This window comes from Bacillus coahuilensis m4-4, from assembly GCF_000171615.1.
GTDB classification, from domain to species: domain Bacteria; phylum Bacillota; class Bacilli; order Bacillales; family Bacillaceae_K; genus Bacillus_T; species Bacillus_T coahuilensis.
Window position 1 is genome coordinate 1 of record NZ_ABFU01000006.3, and the last position, 18,011, is coordinate 18,011.

General features: G+C 36.9%; 13 protein-coding genes and 1 pseudogene. 13 read left to right on the forward strand and 1 reads right to left on the reverse strand.

Annotated features, from left to right (window positions below; translation table 11 throughout):
- Positions 1-333 precede the first annotated feature (333 nt).
- Entirely contained in the window at positions 334-822 is a 489-nt protein-coding gene (locus M44_RS01035; RefSeq protein ID WP_010170075.1) for a fasciclin domain-containing protein, read from the forward strand.
- A gap of 378 nt (positions 823-1,200) precedes the next feature.
- Positions 1,201-2,100, forward strand: coding sequence for an arginase (gene rocF, locus M44_RS01040; RefSeq protein WP_010170076.1), 900 nt, complete (start codon positions 1,201-1,203; stop codon positions 2,098-2,100).
- A 28-nt stretch (positions 2,101-2,128) separates the two neighbouring features.
- Here the strand turns inward: rocF and M44_RS01045 are convergent, their stop codons facing one another.
- Positions 2,129-2,287 carry an aspartyl-phosphate phosphatase Spo0E family protein gene (locus M44_RS01045; protein WP_010170078.1) on the reverse strand — a complete coding sequence of 53 codons (159 nt, stop codon included), beginning with the start codon at positions 2,285-2,287 and terminating at the stop codon, positions 2,129-2,131.
- A gap of 346 nt (positions 2,288-2,633) precedes the next feature.
- On the opposite strand from M44_RS01045, the gene sigW reads away from it, so the two are divergent.
- From sigW to M44_RS01100, 11 genes and pseudogenes are all read left to right on the forward strand, one after another.
- Positions 2,634-3,197 carry an RNA polymerase sigma factor SigW gene (gene sigW / locus M44_RS01050; RefSeq protein ID WP_010170080.1) on the forward strand — a complete coding sequence of 188 codons (564 nt, stop codon included), beginning with the start codon at positions 2,634-2,636 and terminating at the stop codon, positions 3,195-3,197.
- A 14-nt stretch (positions 3,198-3,211) separates the two neighbouring features.
- Positions 3,212-3,832 carry a zf-HC2 domain-containing protein gene (locus tag M44_RS01055; protein WP_010170082.1) on the forward strand — a complete coding sequence of 207 codons (621 nt, stop codon included), beginning with the start codon at positions 3,212-3,214 and terminating at the stop codon, positions 3,830-3,832.
- 175 nt (positions 3,833-4,007) lie between these two features.
- On the forward strand, positions 4,008-4,847 hold the full coding sequence (gene cdaA / locus M44_RS01060) for a diadenylate cyclase CdaA (RefSeq protein ID WP_010170084.1): 840 nt from the start codon (positions 4,008-4,010) through the stop codon (positions 4,845-4,847).
- Positions 4,840-6,081 carry a CdaR family protein gene (locus M44_RS01065; RefSeq protein ID WP_010170086.1) on the forward strand — a complete coding sequence of 414 codons (1,242 nt, stop codon included), beginning with the start codon at positions 4,840-4,842 and terminating at the stop codon, positions 6,079-6,081. Before cdaA ends, M44_RS01065 begins: the two co-directional genes overlap by 8 nt.
- A 22-nt stretch (positions 6,082-6,103) precedes the next feature.
- Positions 6,104-7,453, forward strand: coding sequence for a phosphoglucosamine mutase (gene glmM / locus M44_RS01070; RefSeq protein WP_010170088.1), 1,350 nt, complete (start codon positions 6,104-6,106; stop codon positions 7,451-7,453).
- Between the two features lie 435 nt (positions 7,454-7,888).
- The gene (gene glmS / locus M44_RS01075; RefSeq protein ID WP_010170090.1) at positions 7,889-9,691 is read left to right on the forward strand and encodes a glutamine--fructose-6-phosphate transaminase (isomerizing); all 1,803 of its coding nucleotides are present in this window, start codon (positions 7,889-7,891) and stop codon (positions 9,689-9,691) included.
- Positions 9,692-9,842: 151 nt separating this feature from the next.
- A complete protein-coding gene (locus tag M44_RS01080; protein WP_010170092.1) occupies positions 9,843-10,682 on the forward strand; it encodes a heteromeric transposase endonuclease subunit TnsA in 840 nt (279 codons plus the stop codon).
- A pseudogene (locus tag M44_RS19495) lies at positions 10,679-12,837 on the forward strand (Mu transposase C-terminal domain-containing protein). Before M44_RS01080 ends, M44_RS19495 begins: the two are co-directional and overlap by 4 nt.
- Positions 12,812-14,503 carry an ATP-binding protein gene (locus tag M44_RS01090; RefSeq protein WP_029326664.1) on the forward strand — a complete coding sequence of 564 codons (1,692 nt, stop codon included), beginning with the start codon at positions 12,812-12,814 and terminating at the stop codon, positions 14,501-14,503. Before M44_RS19495 ends, M44_RS01090 begins: the two are co-directional and overlap by 26 nt.
- 84 nt (positions 14,504-14,587) lie before the next feature.
- Positions 14,588-16,456 (forward strand): TnsD family Tn7-like transposition protein, encoded by a 1,869-nt coding sequence (locus tag M44_RS01095; RefSeq protein ID WP_010170100.1) that lies wholly within the window; start codon positions 14,588-14,590, stop codon positions 16,454-16,456.
- Entirely contained in the window at positions 16,437-17,972 is a 1,536-nt protein-coding gene (locus M44_RS01100) for a Tn7-like element transposition protein TnsE (protein ID WP_010170102.1), read from the forward strand. The genes M44_RS01095 and M44_RS01100 overlap by 20 nt, the downstream gene beginning before the upstream one ends.
- The last annotated feature ends 39 nt before the right edge of the window (positions 17,973-18,011 follow it).

Consider the following 18,011-nt stretch of genomic DNA (forward strand, 5'->3'; position numbering starts at 1 on the left):
GTTCCGCTAAAAAGAAGTCTTCACTTAGGTGAAGGCTCTTTTTTTATTTTGGTGCTTGTAAATACTAGAGACTGGCAATTACTCGAAATATATTATATTTCTAATAAGAGCAATTTTTTTCATCTAAAAAACATTGAACTTATTTAATAATCTGTGTTTCTTTTTATAAATCTCTCATCCCTTTATCCTATCTATAAAAGTCAGAGGGAACTCAATCTTAATTTATAGGGATAATTCCACAAAACCTACGGATACTATCTCTTAGAGTATTTACATAAGTAGGTTTGGTCAGTTGGAGTTTTGTGGAGTTATTTAAAAAGGAGGGTTTTTATCATGAAAAAGAAGAGTTTTGTAGGATCTTTGTTAATGTTACTTATGATGATTGGGTTTACGACTGGTGTGTTGGCTGGAGAAGAACAAAAGGATATAGTAGATACAGCAGTTGAAGCAGGAGACTTTACTACTTTAGCAGCTGCACTAGAGAAGGCTGGTTTGGTGGAAACGTTAAAGGGTGAAGGTCCTTTTACTGTATTTGCTCCTACTGACGAGGCTTTTGAAAAGCTGCTTAAAGAGTTAAACATTACAGCAGAAGAGTTGTTAGCTAGAGATGATTTAAAGACAATTTTACTCTATCATGTTGTTCCAGGAAAAGTATTATCAACGGATTTAAAGGATGGGCAAGAAGTTGAAACATTAGCGAAAGAGGACGTAGAAATTTCTCTAGATCCTGTAAAGGTGAATGATTCTAGCGTAGTGAAGGCAGATATTGAAGCTTCAAACGGCGTGATTCATGTCATTGACAGTGTATTAATTCCTGATTAATGGTTTATTTCCTGCTCATGTGAATACTAAGTAACTGGTGTCGTCTTACTAGACACCAGTTTTTTTGTGTTTGGCTTAATTAAAACTTATTGAGGTTATATGCTAATTTTCAGCAAGTGATTGAAGCGAAATGGTGAAGACTTCTAGAAAGCGTTAAAGCACTTTCTACGTGCGGTGCCTATTCTGTGAACCGTATTCAATGTCCTGTTGAAATCAAGTACCGTTGTTTAATAGAGACAATTAAGTTCACAGTCAACAAACTATCACTTAATTCTAAACAGTTATGAAATTCTGTATAAAGATACAAAAAGTTGTCGAGTTGAGTCACGGCGTAGTTTCCCCTTACAATAAAGGAAGAGAAGAATAGGGGGAATGACAATGAATAAGAAAATTAGTATTATTGGAATGCCAATGGACTTAGGACAAACTCGACGTGGAGTGGATATGGGGCCGAGTGCTATTCGCTATGCTGGAATTGTTAACAGATTAGAAGCATTGGGCTATGAGATTGACGATAAGGGCGACATTGAAATTGGGCAAGCTGAAAGAGTTCAATCAGAAGATACAAACTTAAAGAATTTGAAAGCGGTTACCGAAGCGAATGAAAAGCTCTGTACGTCTATTCAAAAAGTTATAGGGGAAGATTCCTTTCCATTAATCTTCGGAGGAGATCATAGTATTGCGATTGGAACACTTGCGGGAGTATCAAAGTCGTATAATAATCTAGGGGTAATTTGGTATGATGCTCACGGTGATTTAAATACGGCAGAAACTTCTCCATCAGGTAATATTCATGGTATGCCTCTTGCTGCTAGCTTAGGAATAGGGCATGAAAGTTTAACTACTATCGGGGGATATGTAGGGAAAGTTCGTCCTGAAAATATCGTTATTATTGGAGCACGCTCATTAGATGAAGGTGAGAGAATTCTAATTAAAGAACGAGGAATTAAGGTGTATACGATGCATGAAATTGATCGTATGGGAATGACAAAAGTGATGGAAGAAACGATAAAATATTTAAGTGGCCGTACAGACGGTGTTCATTTATCACTAGATTTAGACGGGTTAGATCCTCAAGATGCTCCAGGAGTAGGTACGCCTGTTATCGGAGGCATCTCTTATAGAGAAAGTCACTTAGCGATGGAAATGCTAGCCGAGGCTGGATTAATTACGTCCGCTGAGTTTGTTGAGGTAAATCCTATTTTAGATGAAAAAAATAAAACGGCTTCAGTAGCCGTTGCATTAATGGGTTCATTATTCGGTGAGAAATTGTTATAGTCTTCGAGCAGCTCTTAATGGGCTGCTTTTAATGTCTTTTTGGTTGTACTTGGTTCAGTAGCTCGTCTAATTCTGTACTAATGCGTACCACCTTGTCATCTGAAAAAGAAGAGTGTAATGCTAGAGCTACCATCCTTGATCGATAATCTTCAATTTTATTTAATAAATCCATTTGTTGAGCCTTCATCCCCAAATCTCCTTTGTCCTCTTTTGAAGTCAATGTACCCAATAATAGAAAAAAATTAAACATTTTGTCTTGTTTTTTGTTAAAATTAGGATGTAATTATGGAAATAACGAACTTAATTCCTATCTACTTTTTTATAGATAGTTAAAAAGATTCCCCGGGGAAGATTATAATTTAGCATGAGGAACGTTTCCTTCAGGAGAAAGGTTACTTCATTTTACATAAAAACTCTGTTCATTGGATTGGTAAGAGAAAGTTAAAATTAATAGGAACAAAGAAGAAAAAAATGAAACCTTATTATAAGGTAAAACGTATAACAAGTAACCGCATAGAGCGGAGGTATAGAGAATGGATGAATTGGTAAATAAAAGGATTAAACAAGTCCTTAAGGGAGACCAAAACGCTTTTGGGGAAATCGTGGAGCTTTACAAAGATAAAGTCTTTCAAATTTGCTATCGAATGGTCGGGAACCGTCACGAAGCAGAAGATCTCGCTCAAGAAGCATTTGTTAGAGCGTATGTGAATATCCATACATTTCAACAGACACGGAAATTCTCTACGTGGTTATTCCGAATTGCGACGAATCTGTGTATCGATAGAATTCGAAAGAAGAAGCCAGACTATTATTTAGATGCTGAGGTGGCTGGAACTGAAGGGTTGACGCTATATTCGCAGGTCGCCGCTGAAGGGAAGTTACCAGAGGAAGAGGTAGAAACACTGGAGATGGAGGAGCAATTGCAGCGTGAAATTTCTAAGCTTCCAGATAAGTACCGGTCGGTCATTATTTTGAAATATATAGAAGAATTGTCGCTACAAGAAATAAGTGATATTTTAGATTTACCTCTAGGAACGGTTAAAACCAGAGTGCATAGGGGTAGAGAGGCATTACGAAAACAACTAAAAACCATATAGTGAGGTGATGACTCATGAGCAAATGTCCAGAACACATCATAGATTACATGCATGATTACTTAGATGATGATATCACTAAGGAGCATGAGAGTGCGTTAAAGGAACACCTCCATTCTTGTTCTGATTGCAAAGAATATTTTCAGGATTTAAAAAAGGCGATTGCCCTAGTACAAAGTACATCCCATGTGAGTGCTCCAGTGAATTTTACGGAGAGTGTCATGGCTCGTCTGCCTAAAGAAAAACGAAAGGTAGGGGTTGAGAGGTGGTTTAAAAATCATCCAATGCTCGTTGCTGCTGCCATCTTCTTTCTATTAATGGGAGGAAGCTTCATTTCTTCTTTTTCAAACCAAGACCAGCTAGCCTTTACTAATCATCCTGAGCTACGAGTAGAAGGACAAACCGTGATTGTGCCTGAAGGTGTTAGTATAGATCAAGATATTTTTGTGAAAAACGGAAATCTTATTATAGAAGGTCAAGTGAACGGAGATGTTCGAATCATCAACGGGGAAGTAAGTGATGGAGAACAGTATTTAGCTTCTGCTGGAAAAGTGACAGGAAAAGTCGAGGTCATTGATCAAGCGTTCACATGGTTATGGGTACAGATGAAAGATTTCTTTGGTTCATTGGTTAATTAAAACAATAAACGCGGCAATACCTTCAATGGTGTTGCTTTTTTTATAGGGAGGAAGTAGGAGGTTTCCACTATACAATTTTCCATTGTCATAAAAGATTATGGTATAATGTGAAAGTTAGAAATCTTAAAGCCAGTAACACGGCTGACGCTTTCGATTATGTATTGGAGGATGTAAGATGCCGTTTTCAGAATACTTATTAGATATCAATATGTTAACTGTCTTTGTTGCCATTATAGACATCCTTCTTGTTTGGTATGTCATTTATAAGTTAATTATGCTTATTCGAGGAACAAAGGCTGTACAATTGTTAAAAGGAATATTTGTTATTTTAATTGTCCAAGGGGTCAGTAGTCTACTTGGGTTTCACACGCTTTACTGGATGATGCAAGAGACCTTGCGTTGGGGGTTTTTAGGAGTGTTTATTATCTTCCAACCGGAGCTCAGAAGAGCCTTGGAGCAATTAGGTCGAGGAAAGCTGTTCTCTAGAACAGGTGGTCAAGAAGAGGAAGAGCAACTTCAAATGGTTGAGAATTTGACCAAAGCGGTTAGCTATTTAGCTAAAAGGCGTATAGGGGCATTGATATCGATAGAACGTGAGACTGGAATGAGTGATTACATAGAAACAGGAATTCCAATGGATTCAACTATTTCATCTGAGCTACTTATTAATATTTTTATCCCTAACACTCCTCTTCATGATGGAGCGGTAATCTTACAAAAAGACCGGATTGCAGCAGCAGCGTGCTATCTTCCGCTTTCAGAAAGTCCTTTTATATCAAAAGAGCTTGGAACTCGTCATAGAGCGGCCATTGGAATAAGTGAAGTGACGGATAGTGTTACAATCGTTGTGTCAGAAGAAACGGGTGCAATCTCTGTTACTCGAAACGGCGATTTGTTCCGTGATTTATCAATTGATGACTTTGACGAGTTACTTAAGAAAGAACTGTTAGTGAATCGTCAAAAGATTACTTCCTCAGCAAATTGGAAATGGGGAGGGAAAAAGAGCAATGGATAAATTTATGGATAGTGTTTGGTTTATGAGGATCGTCGCTTTATTGCTCGCCTTATTGTTATTCATTACGGTTAAGTTTGATGACAGTGCATCCAAATCATTGTTTCAAAGTGCTTCATCAGAAGACATCGAAGTGATTGAGGATGTCCCTTTAGAAGCGTATTATGATTCAGAAAATCTTGTTGTAACTGGATTGCCGCAAACGGTTGATGTGACGATTTCGGGTCCAACAAATATTGTACAGTCGGCCAAAGCATTAAAGGACTTTAGCGTATTCGTTGATTTAAATGAGTTAATAATCGGTGAGCATACGGTACAAGTACAATATGAAGATCTTTCAGAAAAGTTAGAGGTGACGATTGATCCATCGTTCGTTACCGTAGATATTCAAGAAAAAATCTCAGTAGAATATACAGTGGAGCCTGAATTTAATGAAGAGTTATTAGAAGATGGGTATGAACTTCGAGATTTGACTATATCACCAAATAAAGTGACGATTACAGGGGCTAAAAATGTGATTGACAAGATTGCCTTTGTAAGAGCAACGGTTGACCTTAAAGGTTCAATTAGCCAAACTGTTTCTAGAGCTGCACAAGTACAAGTATTAGATCAATCGCTATCAAAGTTAAATGTCCAAGTAGAACCTGAACTAGTAGATATTACGATTAGTGTATTTAATCCACAAAAAGAGGTTGGATTAGAGGTAAATGAAGTAGGAACACTTCGTGAATCTCTACAAATCAAGGAAATTACTACTTCACCAGAAAACATCACGATTTTTGGTAACCAAAGCATTCTCAATGGAATTTCTACTTTAAATGTAGACGTTGATCTTACGGACATAGAGGAAGATACTACGATAGAGGTACCTGTTTCCCTTCCAGACGGGATAAATCAAAGCGAACCACAGGTCGTAGAGGTCATTATCGACGTTGAAGAGAAAGAAGAAAAAACACTATTAGATATACCTATTGAAGTTAGGGGTGTGAGTGAAGGGAAAGAAGTGACCTTCCTCTCCCCCACTTCAGAAAGAACAAATCTAACGATTGTAGCGTTTCAGGAGGTATTAGACGGGCTTTCAGAAGAGGACTTCATTCTTTTTGTTGACCTTTCTCCCTATGAAGAAGAAGGAGAGTATGATGTGAACATAGAGGTGGATAGTCCAGAAGGAATTAACTGGACCTTAAAAGAAACAAGCGCAAAAATTACAATTGAAAATGAGAACAGTACAACATAAATGGTGAAGAAGGAGCGATATTATGGGTAAGTATTTTGGAACAGATGGAGTGAGAGGGGTAGCCAATACTGAACTAACTCCTGAGCTTGCATTTAAATTAGGTCGATTGGGCGGTTATGTTTTAACAAAGGATTCAGAACGACCTAAAGTTATTATTGGACGAGATACACGAATCTCTGGACATATGCTAGAAGGAGCTTTAGTTGCGGGGTTACTATCGATTGGTGCAGAGGTTATGCGTTTAGGCGTCATTTCTACACCAGGAGTTGCATACTTAACAAAGGCTTTAGGAGCACAGGCGGGTGTAATGATTTCTGCATCCCATAATCCTGTGGGAGACAATGGAATTAAATTCTTCGGGCCAGATGGGTATAAGCTATCTGATGATCAAGAAATAGAAATAGAAGGATTACTAGACCAAGATACAGATACTCTTCCACGCCCGATTGGTGCCGCTCTAGGACAGGTGAGCGACTATTTTGAAGGTGGACAAAAATATCTTCAATACTTAAAGCAAATCGCAGACGAAGATTTCTCAGGCATTCATGTAGCATTAGACTGTGCTCACGGAGCTACGTCAACACTTGCGACTCACTTATTTGCAGACTTAGATGCTGATCTTTCCACTATGGGGGCATCACCAAATGGTCTAAACATTAATGATGGTGTCGGATCTACTCACCCAGAGCCACTTGCTGAGCTTGTGAAAGAAAAGGGAGCAGATGTTGGGTTAGCGTTTGATGGTGATGGTGACCGATTAATTGCAGTGGATGAGAATGGAGAGATTGTGGACGGTGACCAAATCATGTTCATCTGTGCTAAATTCTTAAAAACAGAAGCACGTCTAAAGCAATCGACTGTTGTATCTACTGTCATGAGTAACCTAGGCTTTTATAAAGCATTAGAAGAAGTAGGAATCGAAAGCGTTCCGACAGCTGTTGGTGATCGCTATGTTGTGGAGGAAATGAAGAAAAACGGATATAACCTAGGCGGAGAGCAATCTGGTCATATCATTTTCCTTGATTACAACACAACAGGTGATGGTCTTTTAACAGGACTTCAATTAGTAAATATTATGAAAGTAACTGGTAAAAAATTATCTGAACTGGCAGGAGAAATGAAAAAGTTTCCTCAAAAGCTTGTCAACGTTCGAGTAACAGATAAGCACCGTGTTAAAGATAATGAAAAAGTAGCAAGCGTTATTTCTGAAGTAGAAGCAGAAATGAACGGAAATGGACGAGTATTAGTACGTCCTTCAGGTACAGAGCCGTTAGTACGCGTTATGGTAGAAGCGGCAACTGAAGAAGTGTGTGAAGAATATGTAACGCGCATTGCTGACGTTGTTCGTACTGAAATGGGCTTAGAAGAATAAGGTGTTAAAGTATGCATAAGAGGCACATGGAAAGCCTTTTATGCATATTTTTATAGTAGCACTACAGATAGGAACAGGTTGCATATTCTTACATTTCTATTGACGATGTTTTTTAAAAGGTGTAAGATAGGGATGTTTTCTTGAAACTTTTTAGGGAAAACTGAAGAGACATTTAAAATGGAAAGGAGCATTGTTTAAACTAAACCCCAAAAGCGCCTGAACTAAGGAGTTGCCTTAGTTGACGAGGAGGAGGAGTATCGATCGTTCGGCGGATACCTCCCGACTGATATCGCGCAGTCGAATGGGTCATTTTAAAACATAGAGGTAACTTTATGCACAAAGAATGGACTCACGCGAAACATCATAAACTAAACAGAGATAAGGGGGCAAGTGCCCCCGTACTTGCCTCCTTATCCTTAAAGGAGGACTATCACCATGTGTGGTATTGTAGGATATATTGGAAATCAAGATGCAAAAGAAATTCTTCTTAAAGGCTTAGAGAAGCTTGAGTACCGTGGATACGACTCGGCAGGGATAGCGGTTCAAAATGATAACGGCGTAACGGTGTTTAAGGAAAAAGGCCGAATTGCAGACCTACGCGAGCATGTGGATACAGATGTACTAGCGACAACTGGTATCGGTCATACTCGATGGGCAACGCACGGCGTTCCTAGTAAGGTGAACGCACACCCTCACCAATCTACGTCTAGTCGTTTTACAATCGTTCATAACGGCGTAATTGAAAACTACAGCATGATCAAACGCGAAGAGCTTTCTGACGTATCATTTGTAAGTGAAACCGATACGGAAGTTATTGTTCAATTAATTGAGAAACGTGTGAATGAAGGAAATTCAGTAGAAGCTGCATTCCGTTTAGCACTTAAATCGTTAAAAGGTTCTTATGCGATCGCGTTGCTTGATAACCAAAACGAAGAAGTGATCTATGTTGCGAAAAACAAAAGCCCACTTTTAGTTGGTCTTGGTGAAAGCTTTAACGTGGTAGCAAGTGATGCCATGGCGATGCTCCAAGTGACGGATCAATTTGTTGAGTTAATGGATAAAGAAATTGTCATTGTCACGAAAGAAAACGTAACGATTAAAACGCTTGAAGGTGAAGTAGTAGAGCGTGCTCCGTATACCGCTGAGTTAGATGCTTCTGACATTGAAAAAGGGACGTACCCTCACTATATGTTAAAAGAAATTGATGAGCAGCCACTTGTTACACGTAAAATTATTCAAGCTTACCAAGATATTAATGGTGACTTGACGATTGATTCCGACATCGTTCGAACGGTCAACAATGCGGATCGTATTTACATCGTAGCTTGTGGAACGAGTTATCATGCAGGATTAGTAGGAAAGCAGTTTATTGAAACGATGGCGAAAAAGCCAGTAGAAGTTCACGTAGCAAGTGAATTCAGCTACAATATGCCACTTCTTTCGGAAAAGCCATTATTCATTTTCATCTCTCAAAGCGGTGAAACAGCTGATAGCCGTGCCGTACTTGTACAGGTAAAAGAAATGGGTCACAAAGCGATCACGATCACGAACGTTCCAGGCTCTACACTTTCTCGTGAAGCAGATTACACATTATTACTTCACGCAGGTCCAGAAATTGCTGTGGCTTCGACGAAAGCCTATACGGCTCAGTTAGCCGTTCTTGCGATCCTTGCTAATGTAACAGCTAAAGCAACTGGAAAAGATGTAAACTTTGATCTCGTTCAAGAGCTAGGAATTGTTGCTAACGCAATGGAAGTATTATGTGATGCCAAAGAAGAAATGGAAGAGCTTGCACGTAACTACCTTGCAACGACACGTAACTGCTTCTTCATCGGACGTGGAATTGACTTCTATGTAGGTCTTGAAGGGGCTCTTAAACTAAAAGAGATTTCTTACATCCAAGCAGAAGGTTTTGCAGGAGGAGAATTAAAGCACGGGACGATCGCTTTGATTGAAGACGGTACACCAGTGATTGCCCTCGCTACTCAAGAAAGTGTAAACCTAAGCATCAGAGGAAATGTGAAAGAGGTAGCGGCTCGTGGAGCAAACCCTTGTATCATTTCGATGAAAGGCTTAGAAGAAGAAGAAGACGCATTTGTATTACCTGAGGTTCATTCTTTATTAACACCTCTTATCTCTGTTATCGCTCTACAATTAATCTCTTACTACGCAGCTCTTCACCGCGATTGTGATGTTGATAAGCCGCGTAACTTAGCGAAGAGTGTTACGGTGGAGTAAGTTATTGTTAGGAATATTTTTCTAATGTAGATTTAAAAGAAAGATGTACCGTTTAAAAGAAAGATGTATCGTTTTAAAGAAAGTTATACCGTTAATAATAAAGTTGTACCGTTTTACCCCTTTGGATATAATTGTCTAAAGGGGTGTTTTTATGTCAAAAAGAAAAAGAACATCTAAAATTGAGAAATGGATAAAAGATGGCCGTGGCTCAGGTATTGGTTCAGAATATAAACCATGGTTAAAAATTCAGGATGTATCTTCGTTAGGTAGATCTACCCGCTTGAAAGGAATAAAGACAAATAGGCAGCATGAGTTTTTATCAGATTTAGAACGAAACTATTTTTATATAACTGAATTTTCGGATTTTGTTATTGATATTCGTGAGCAATTTCCTTTACTACCAGTAGAAGAAACAATTGTCATTGCAAGTGAGTTAGGTATTAAACATCCCACTGATCCTAAAACGGGAGAACCGATTGTGATGACAACGGATTTTTTATTAACGATTAATAATGGACAAAGTTTAATTGAAATCGCTCATACAATTAAAATGAAGGATGAATTATTAAAAGAGCGTATACTTGAAAAGTTTGAGGTTGAACGTGAGTATTGGCATAGAAAGGAAATTGATTGGGGGATTGTAACAGAAGAAGAAATACATAAAACAATGGCAAGAAACATCAGTTATATCCACGATTACTACGACATTAGAGATTATGATGTATTTCGTGAAATGAATGCCCAGTATATTGAAGATTTATCTATTTCTTTAATGCAGAGGTTTTTAGACACTAATGATAGCATCCGTAAAATCACAAATGAATTTGATAAAGACACGCATTTACCTTTTGGTAGTGGTGTTACATTATTTTATCATTTATTAGCTCAAAAAATTATCAATATAAATATGTTGAGACCGATAGATTTAGAACAGCCAATTAGTATTAAATCGGTTGATGAAAGTAAGGTGAAGAAGGTGAAATACGGATGATTTTTATTAATCAGGTACTTCAATATGTGAAAGATTCTAAGCGAATTCGTGTAATTGAAATAGAGGAATCGTATGTGTTTATTGTTGATATAGATGCTCATACGTCCATGCCTAAGAAAGAACTATACACAACATTAGTTACGGAAATTGAACAGAATGAATTGCTAGTAATAGCAGATCCATTTGGACGTGTTATAGCAGACAATGATCTAACAGCTGTACAGATTCAAAAACGTGAAGAAGATTGGGATACCATTCAAGAGAATTGTCTACTACACATGAATGAATTAATTCTGAAACGTGGAAGAGAATCCAAGATTAAAGAAATTGCTGAAGAGCTTAATGTAACACCAACTAAAGTGAAAAAGCTACTTAGTCGATATTGGCAGCGTGGTATGAATAAAAATGCCATGTTACCAGACTATGCAAACTCTGGTGGCAAGGGTAAAACAAAGTCTCTTACAGAAGCCAAAACAGGTCGTCCACGTAGAGTGAACATTAGTGGCAATTATCAAACTGGTATTAATATAACAGAAGAAGTGAAACTACAGTTTGAGCATGCCATTAATAAATATTACCGAAAGACGAACAACTACTCATTAAAAGATGTCTATCACTTCATATTGCGTGATTTTTATTCAGACCGTTATAAAGAAAGTGGTGAAATGAAATACAGAGTATTTGAAGCAAACCGAATTCCGTCTTACAATCAGTTTTACTATTGGTTTAAGAAAATAGAAGATCCAAAGAAAGATATTCAGTTTCGTAAAAGTGCTAAAGAGTATGAACTAAAGCATCGTCCTATTTTAAGTGACTCAAAGTCTGAAACAAATGGTCCAGGTACTCGGTTTCAAATTGATGCTACCATTGCAGATATATATATAGTGAGCTCGTTGGATGTAAATAAAGTCATTGGTCGTCCTGTTATTTATGCTGTTATTGATGTGTATTCACGAATAATAACAGGACTATATGTTGGATTAGAAGGGCCTTCATGGATTGGAGCGATGATGGCTTTAGATAATATGGTGTCAGACAAGGTGGATTTTTGTAAGCAATATGGGATTGAGATTACAGAGGAACAATGGCCAACAAAACATTTACCCGAAATAATTATTGCAGACCGAGGAGAGTTTGAGGGATATTCTGTAGAAAATTTGATTAATAACTTAAATATTAAAATAGAAAATACGACAGCTTACCGAGGAGATTTAAAAGGAATTGTTGAACGCAAATTTCGTACGTTTAACGGGAAGATAAAGCAGAAGGCTCCTGGTGCAATTCAAAAGGAATATCGAGAACGTGGAGATCAAGATTATCGTTTAGATGCCACATTGAATCTTAAAGAATTTGCAACATTAATTATTACGTTAGTCCTTCATCATAATCATAAAATCATTGAAAAATATCCAATGGAAAAAGAGATGGTTACAGAAGGTTTAGTACCAACACCGGTTAATTTATGGAACTGGGGAATTCAAAATCGTAAAGGACGTTTAAGAGCAATTGATCGTAATATTCTACGCTTAAATGTGTTACCACGTGGCAAGGCAACCATTTCTAGAGCCGGTATTAAGTTTAAAAATTTGTTATATGGTTCACGACAAGCAATTGAAGAACAGTGGTATCTTAAGCTTAAAAATCGCAGTATTGAAATTGTATATGATCCTCGTAATGTTGAGAAGATATATATTCCTCATGATAATGGTTTGGATTTTGAAGCGTGTGTATTACTTGAACCAAGCCAACAGTATCGAAACGACTTCTTAGAGGAAATTATTTTTCATCAACAGCTGCGTAGTGAGTTGGAAGAAGTCGAACGATCTCATCAAGTACAGCTAACCATTAATACCGATGCCATGATGAATGAAATAAATAAAAAAGGCAGAGAAGAAGAAAAAGCAATCATTCAATCAACCAACAAGTAAGAAAGAAAAAATTGCTTCGATAAGAGATAACAAACATATGGAAAAACAGTTAAATCGTGAAGAGGAGAAGTTTGATCTATCACCAGCTGTAATCAGTGATCAAGCATATATTATTGATTTTGTAACAAAAAGAAAAAGTACAAGATGACAAACCTAAAAAATCTAGTTCACGTCTAATGGAAAAACTAAAAAAGAAGAGAGATGAGACGTTTGGAAATGACGAATAGCCTTGTTCTTAAAGGAGATTTTGAGGAAGCTAAGTATAAGGAACAAGCTTTATCAGAGTACAATAAAAATCCATTTATTGAAGCTCTTCCCCCTATTTTCAGTGAAGACAATGTGCTAGAGAGATTTATGGTAACACCACGTATTACTCAGCAAGAAAAGCAAAGTGAAACGAATATCCGATATCATGTGCTAAAACGTGTGAAGAACTTTATTCAGCCCTTACCGATCCATTTTGAAGTAGAACGAAGACTTTCTACGCTAATTCGTAGAGGTTATTTAGCTCGAAATCCTTTGGATAAGGCATTTTTAGAACGTATTCGAGTATTACACCAATTGCGTGAAGATGAGGAAGAAGCTCATAAATACATTGACGAGCGCTTGAATTACCTTCGTTCTACAGCAGATAGTTTATCAATTATTGGTATCTCTGGTATTGGTAAAACAACAGCAATTGAGCGATTGTTGCTTATGTATCCTCAAGTTATTAAACATGAAACATATGAAGGCCATCCTTTTAATCGTACACAAATTGTTTGGCTGAAAATTGATTGCCCGTATGATGGCAGCTTATCAACGCTTTGTAAAAGCTTTTTCAAAGCAATTGATAATTTACTTGGCACACGTTATTTAGAGAAGTATGGCTATTTAAATCGTGTTACGTCAACAATGCTTTTGCATATGACCTCATTAGCCAGTATGTATGGTATTGGTGTGCTGGTCATAGATGAAATACAGCACTTACTACACTTTAAAAATGACCAAGAGGAAATGCTCAATTTCTTTGTAACTTTATCAAATACGGTCGGTATTCCTACAGTATTGATTGGTACTTCAAAGGCACAGCAACTATTTAAAGGAAACTTCCGACAAGCTCGTCGTGCAGCAAGTGACGGAGCGATTATTTGGGACCGAATGGCTGAGGGCAGTGAAGAATGGGAGTTCTTTATAGAAACTTTATGGGAATTACAATGCCTTAGAACACGTTCAGAACTCACTGAAGATGTAAAAACGACCTTTTATGAGGAATCTCAGGGAATAACTTCGGTTGCTGTGAACTTGTTTATCTTAGCTCAGGAACGGGCTTTATTTGATGAATCAAATGAGGAAGAACAAATTACTACACGTGTTCTAAAGAAGACAGCACAAGAGGATATGAGAATAATTCAACCAATGCTCAATGCAATTCGTAAAAACGATTTAAAAGCGATGTATAAGTATGAGGATATTATGATTAATCTAGATGATCTGATGATTAACCATAAGCAAAATATAGAGTATGAAGGTAAAATCAAAGAGGCGATGAAAGAACGACAAAATACTATGGAGTATAAGCGACAGGATACAATTGAGAGTTTAACTCTAGAGGTAGCTTCATTAGGTATTTTTGAAAATCTGGGTACGAATGATATAAAGCAAATTATAATTAAAATTGTAGAGACTAACCCAATAGATACGGATTTTAATGTATTGAAAACAGATTCAATTCAACAAGCTATTACACTAAATCAACAAAAGAAACTGAAAAAAGAATCTAAGATGCCAAAGGGAGAATTATTACCATTGCTAACATTGAGAAAAGCAGCAATTAGAAAAAAACAACACCCTTACGAATTGTTAAAATTAAAAGGATTTATTAAAAGCCCATTAAAAGAATTCTATAAGTAAATTAGAAACTAAGTTATGAGGCGTCTAAAAACATAGTTTGATCGACATGATAGAAGTATGTCGAATAAACCAGGGGGATTTTGGATGCTACCCTTCTTTACGGACCCATATCCAGATGAATTGATATATTCAGCGATAGCTCGTTATCACTTTTATAGTGGAAATATTGATTATAAAGACACATTAGAAGAAGTTTTTCAAAGTCGTTCTGTAATCCCAAGTGTAGAGATTGGTAGCCATTTTTCTACATTAGCTGACCAACTAGCCCCCAATTACACTGTTGAAGGTTTATTAGCAAAATATACAATTTATCCTTACTATGCTCCGTTTTTATCTAAGAATCGTAAAAAAGAAATTTTAAAAGATGTTCTAGGAGATGGACAAGGGCTTTATACAAGACTTGGAATGGTTGCAGGAGGGATTTGTAAAAGGGATGGACTATATTATTGTCCAAAGTGTGCAACTAACGATTTTGAGCAATACGGTGAACCTTATATACACCGTGAACACCAGCTACAAGGAATTGTTTACTGTGCTCATCATGAACTGATATTAAAGAAGTATCCTATTGATTTTTCAAAGTCAAGTCGAATTGAGTTTATTCGATTTGATAAAAAACTGATGAATTTATCGATACTACAAGAAGTAGAGCCTAAAGAGTTTATAACCATTCAAATCGCTTTAGCAAAGATGGCTTATCAATTGTTGCAAGTTCCAGTACATCAATTTTCAAGAGAAACTATTAACCTTAAATATCGCGCTCTTTTACGAGAACGTAAATTAATAACAACTTCTAATCGAATTCGGCAAAATGAGCTATACAAAGCATTCCAATCAAAGTTCCCAAAAGGATTTTTAGTTAAGTATGAATCAGCGATCGATGTTGATGATGAGTACAATTGGCTGAAGGTCCTTACACGCAATCTAAAACGTCATGCACATCCTTTCCGCCATTTGCTTATGCTTTATTTATTAGAACAAGATGTAGATTCCTTTTTACAAGTTGAAGCTGATACAGGTCCTTTCGGTAGTGGCCCATGGCCTTGTTTAAATAAAGCAGCTAATCATTATAAGGAATATGTGATTCCCGAAGTAAATGTTACGAGAGATTTTAAATCAAAAGCACCCATTGGTACGTTTGAATGCTCTTGTGGCTTTATGTACGCTAGAAAAGGACCTGATAGATTATCTGAAGATAAATATTGTATTGGACGTGTAAAATCGTTTGGGGAGACCTGGAAGGCTAAATTACGTGAGTTGGTAGCCGAAGGGACGTACAGTACAAGAACATTAGCTAAAATGCTTGGTGTAGATTCGAAAACGGTTAAAAAATATCTTTCTTCAGAGATGAAAATGGAAGGATTATCAGAAAACGATATTCCATCGATGCTGCTAATTTATCGAAAACAATTATTAAAAGGAATGAGGCAATACCCAACTTATTTAAGAACACAAATTCGTAAGTGCTTCTCAAAAGAATATATGTACTTGTATCGTCACGATAAAGAATGGCTGTTTAAACAGTTGCCTAAAGTTCAGGAGAAGAAGAATAACCAATCAAATGTCGATTGGGCCTCACGTGATCGAGAATACTGCTCTAAAGTGGAGAAGCTTTACAAGGAGCTAATCGAACTAGATAAACCCCTTCGAATTACAATATCGATTATTGGAAAACGGCTTGGAATATTATCAAACTTGGAGAAACATCTTGATAAGCTCCCGCAGACTAAAAGGCTCCTATCTGAAATTACGGAATCTACTCAGCAATTCCAAATCAGACGTTGTTGTCAGATTATTGATCGAATATTACAGGGGCAAGAACCAGTTGTATTATGGAAAGTACAGCGTATCGGCGCTGTAAAGTCACATCATTTTCATGAAATAAAACCGTATTTGGAAGAATATTTACGAACAAAACAGGAAGTGAAAAGTTATGAGCAAACAACAGGTTAAAATAGCTTGGCCTTTTGCAAAAGTTCAAAAAGCACAACTGCTATGGATTGGTGAACCATTCCGATTTGATCATAAAATGATGATTAAAACTTATTTTCGCTCACAAGGCCGTACTGAAGGTATATTAATGGATTGGGGTACATTACCAAGCCTAGCAATCCAGCATTTTTATACTGATGGCATCATAACGGCAAGTCAAGCCCCTGAGGGTGTACAAGAGATAGACATGACTATTTATCCTAATAAAGTTAAATATCATGAACGACCTTGGTCTATTCAAGGAAGCAGTGATCCTGCAACTTCCCGTAGTTTCGTGTTCTCTTTCAATGGGAAGAATGTTTTTTTACCAGTCATTGAAGTTTTGCGTAGCATATTAGCTCCAAATGGCTTTCTTTTATATCGTCTGTTTGAATCGAATTCATTTCCTCAGTTTTTCACAGAAACATTCGAACCAAATAAAATTCATCTTAGTTTTTCATCGCAATATGAATTGAAATATACAAAGACAGCGTTTATATATCAATTAGTGTGGTTGCTGACGAACCGTGATATACGACAAGTTTATGAAAATATAGCATTTAGGTGGTTGCAGGAAAAGGTTTTGAGATTCGAATGGACCTTCACACAGCCGATAACTATAAAAGCTCGTGTAAAGGAGAAGATTAATACGTATACAATATTACAAATTGTTAATGTGAAAAATAAAGATATTCCGTACAAGCATATTTCTATTTCACATCCAGAAATACAAGATCCAGAGAAATCCAATGAAGCGAAGAAGTACACTTATCGTTCTCTAAATAAACAGGGTGATGAAGACGGCTTTACATTAGATGAACAATTAGATGGTTCTACTGAAGACTTTGATCTCGTACAAATGAATCAGTTAAAACATGAATATACATTAGTTCCCAAAATTGAACGTATTAAAGGTAGCATTTCCAAGCAACGATCGAAGGAAGATGAAAACACAAAGAAATACTATATTAACACGAATTCTATCCGATCAACCGCAGATAGTGGTGGCCAACAAATCGTTAGAGGATTAGAGCATCAAATGCTACATCAAATTCAAGCACAAGGTGAACTTCAAGATTTTATTAATGTACTAAAAGTACTTGAGCAATATCCGATAATAGGAACAATACAAGTAATTATGGATGTGTTGCCAGATGGTCACGGTGAACGTAGATTTACGAAATTGAGTGATAATATGACTAAGCGGCGTTATGTAATTGCTCAAATATTTTTGGGGAATGAAAAACAATTTAACATAATAGAAATTGAACGGGAAAACCGCTCTTTGTCGATGTTAATTTTATCATCGCTTGTAAAAAGAGATTGGAAAACTATTTATGATCCCCTGCTTACAAATCTTGTGAATGATAGTGGAACATGGACAAGTAAGTCATTAAAAAAGATTGAAGATCAGGGTATTACAGTAGTGAAAGCTAAACACATTTCTAAAGGGGTTCAGCATAGGGCAGAGGTTATATTGAGCAAGTTAGATTACTAGACACTACCGCTTGATGAAATATTTTAAAAAATAAAATTG

Excerpts from the sequence above, each read along its gene's own strand:
- M44_RS01035 (WP_010170075.1), top strand. The coding sequence starts at position 334 with ATGAAAAAGAAGAGTTTTGTAGGATCTTTGTTAATGTTACTTATGATG.
- rocF (WP_010170076.1), top strand. The coding sequence starts at position 1,201 with ATGAATAAGAAAATTAGTATTATTGGAATGCCAATGGACTTAGGACAA.
- M44_RS01045 (WP_010170078.1), bottom strand. The coding sequence starts at position 2,287 with ATGAAGGCTCAACAAATGGATTTATTAAATAAAATTGAAGATTATCGA.
- sigW (WP_010170080.1), top strand. The coding sequence starts at position 2,634 with ATGGATGAATTGGTAAATAAAAGGATTAAACAAGTCCTTAAGGGAGAC.
- M44_RS01055 (WP_010170082.1), top strand. The coding sequence starts at position 3,212 with ATGAGCAAATGTCCAGAACACATCATAGATTACATGCATGATTACTTA.
- cdaA (WP_010170084.1), top strand. The coding sequence starts at position 4,008 with ATGCCGTTTTCAGAATACTTATTAGATATCAATATGTTAACTGTCTTT.
- M44_RS01065 (WP_010170086.1), top strand. The coding sequence starts at position 4,840 with ATGGATAAATTTATGGATAGTGTTTGGTTTATGAGGATCGTCGCTTTA.
- glmM (WP_010170088.1), top strand. The coding sequence starts at position 6,104 with ATGGGTAAGTATTTTGGAACAGATGGAGTGAGAGGGGTAGCCAATACT.
- glmS (WP_010170090.1), top strand. The coding sequence starts at position 7,889 with ATGTGTGGTATTGTAGGATATATTGGAAATCAAGATGCAAAAGAAATT.
- M44_RS01080 (WP_010170092.1), top strand. The coding sequence starts at position 9,843 with ATGTCAAAAAGAAAAAGAACATCTAAAATTGAGAAATGGATAAAAGAT.
- M44_RS01090 (WP_029326664.1), top strand. The coding sequence starts at position 12,812 with ATGAGACGTTTGGAAATGACGAATAGCCTTGTTCTTAAAGGAGATTTT.
- M44_RS01095 (WP_010170100.1), top strand. The coding sequence starts at position 14,588 with ATGCTACCCTTCTTTACGGACCCATATCCAGATGAATTGATATATTCA.
- M44_RS01100 (WP_010170102.1), top strand. The coding sequence starts at position 16,437 with ATGAGCAAACAACAGGTTAAAATAGCTTGGCCTTTTGCAAAAGTTCAA.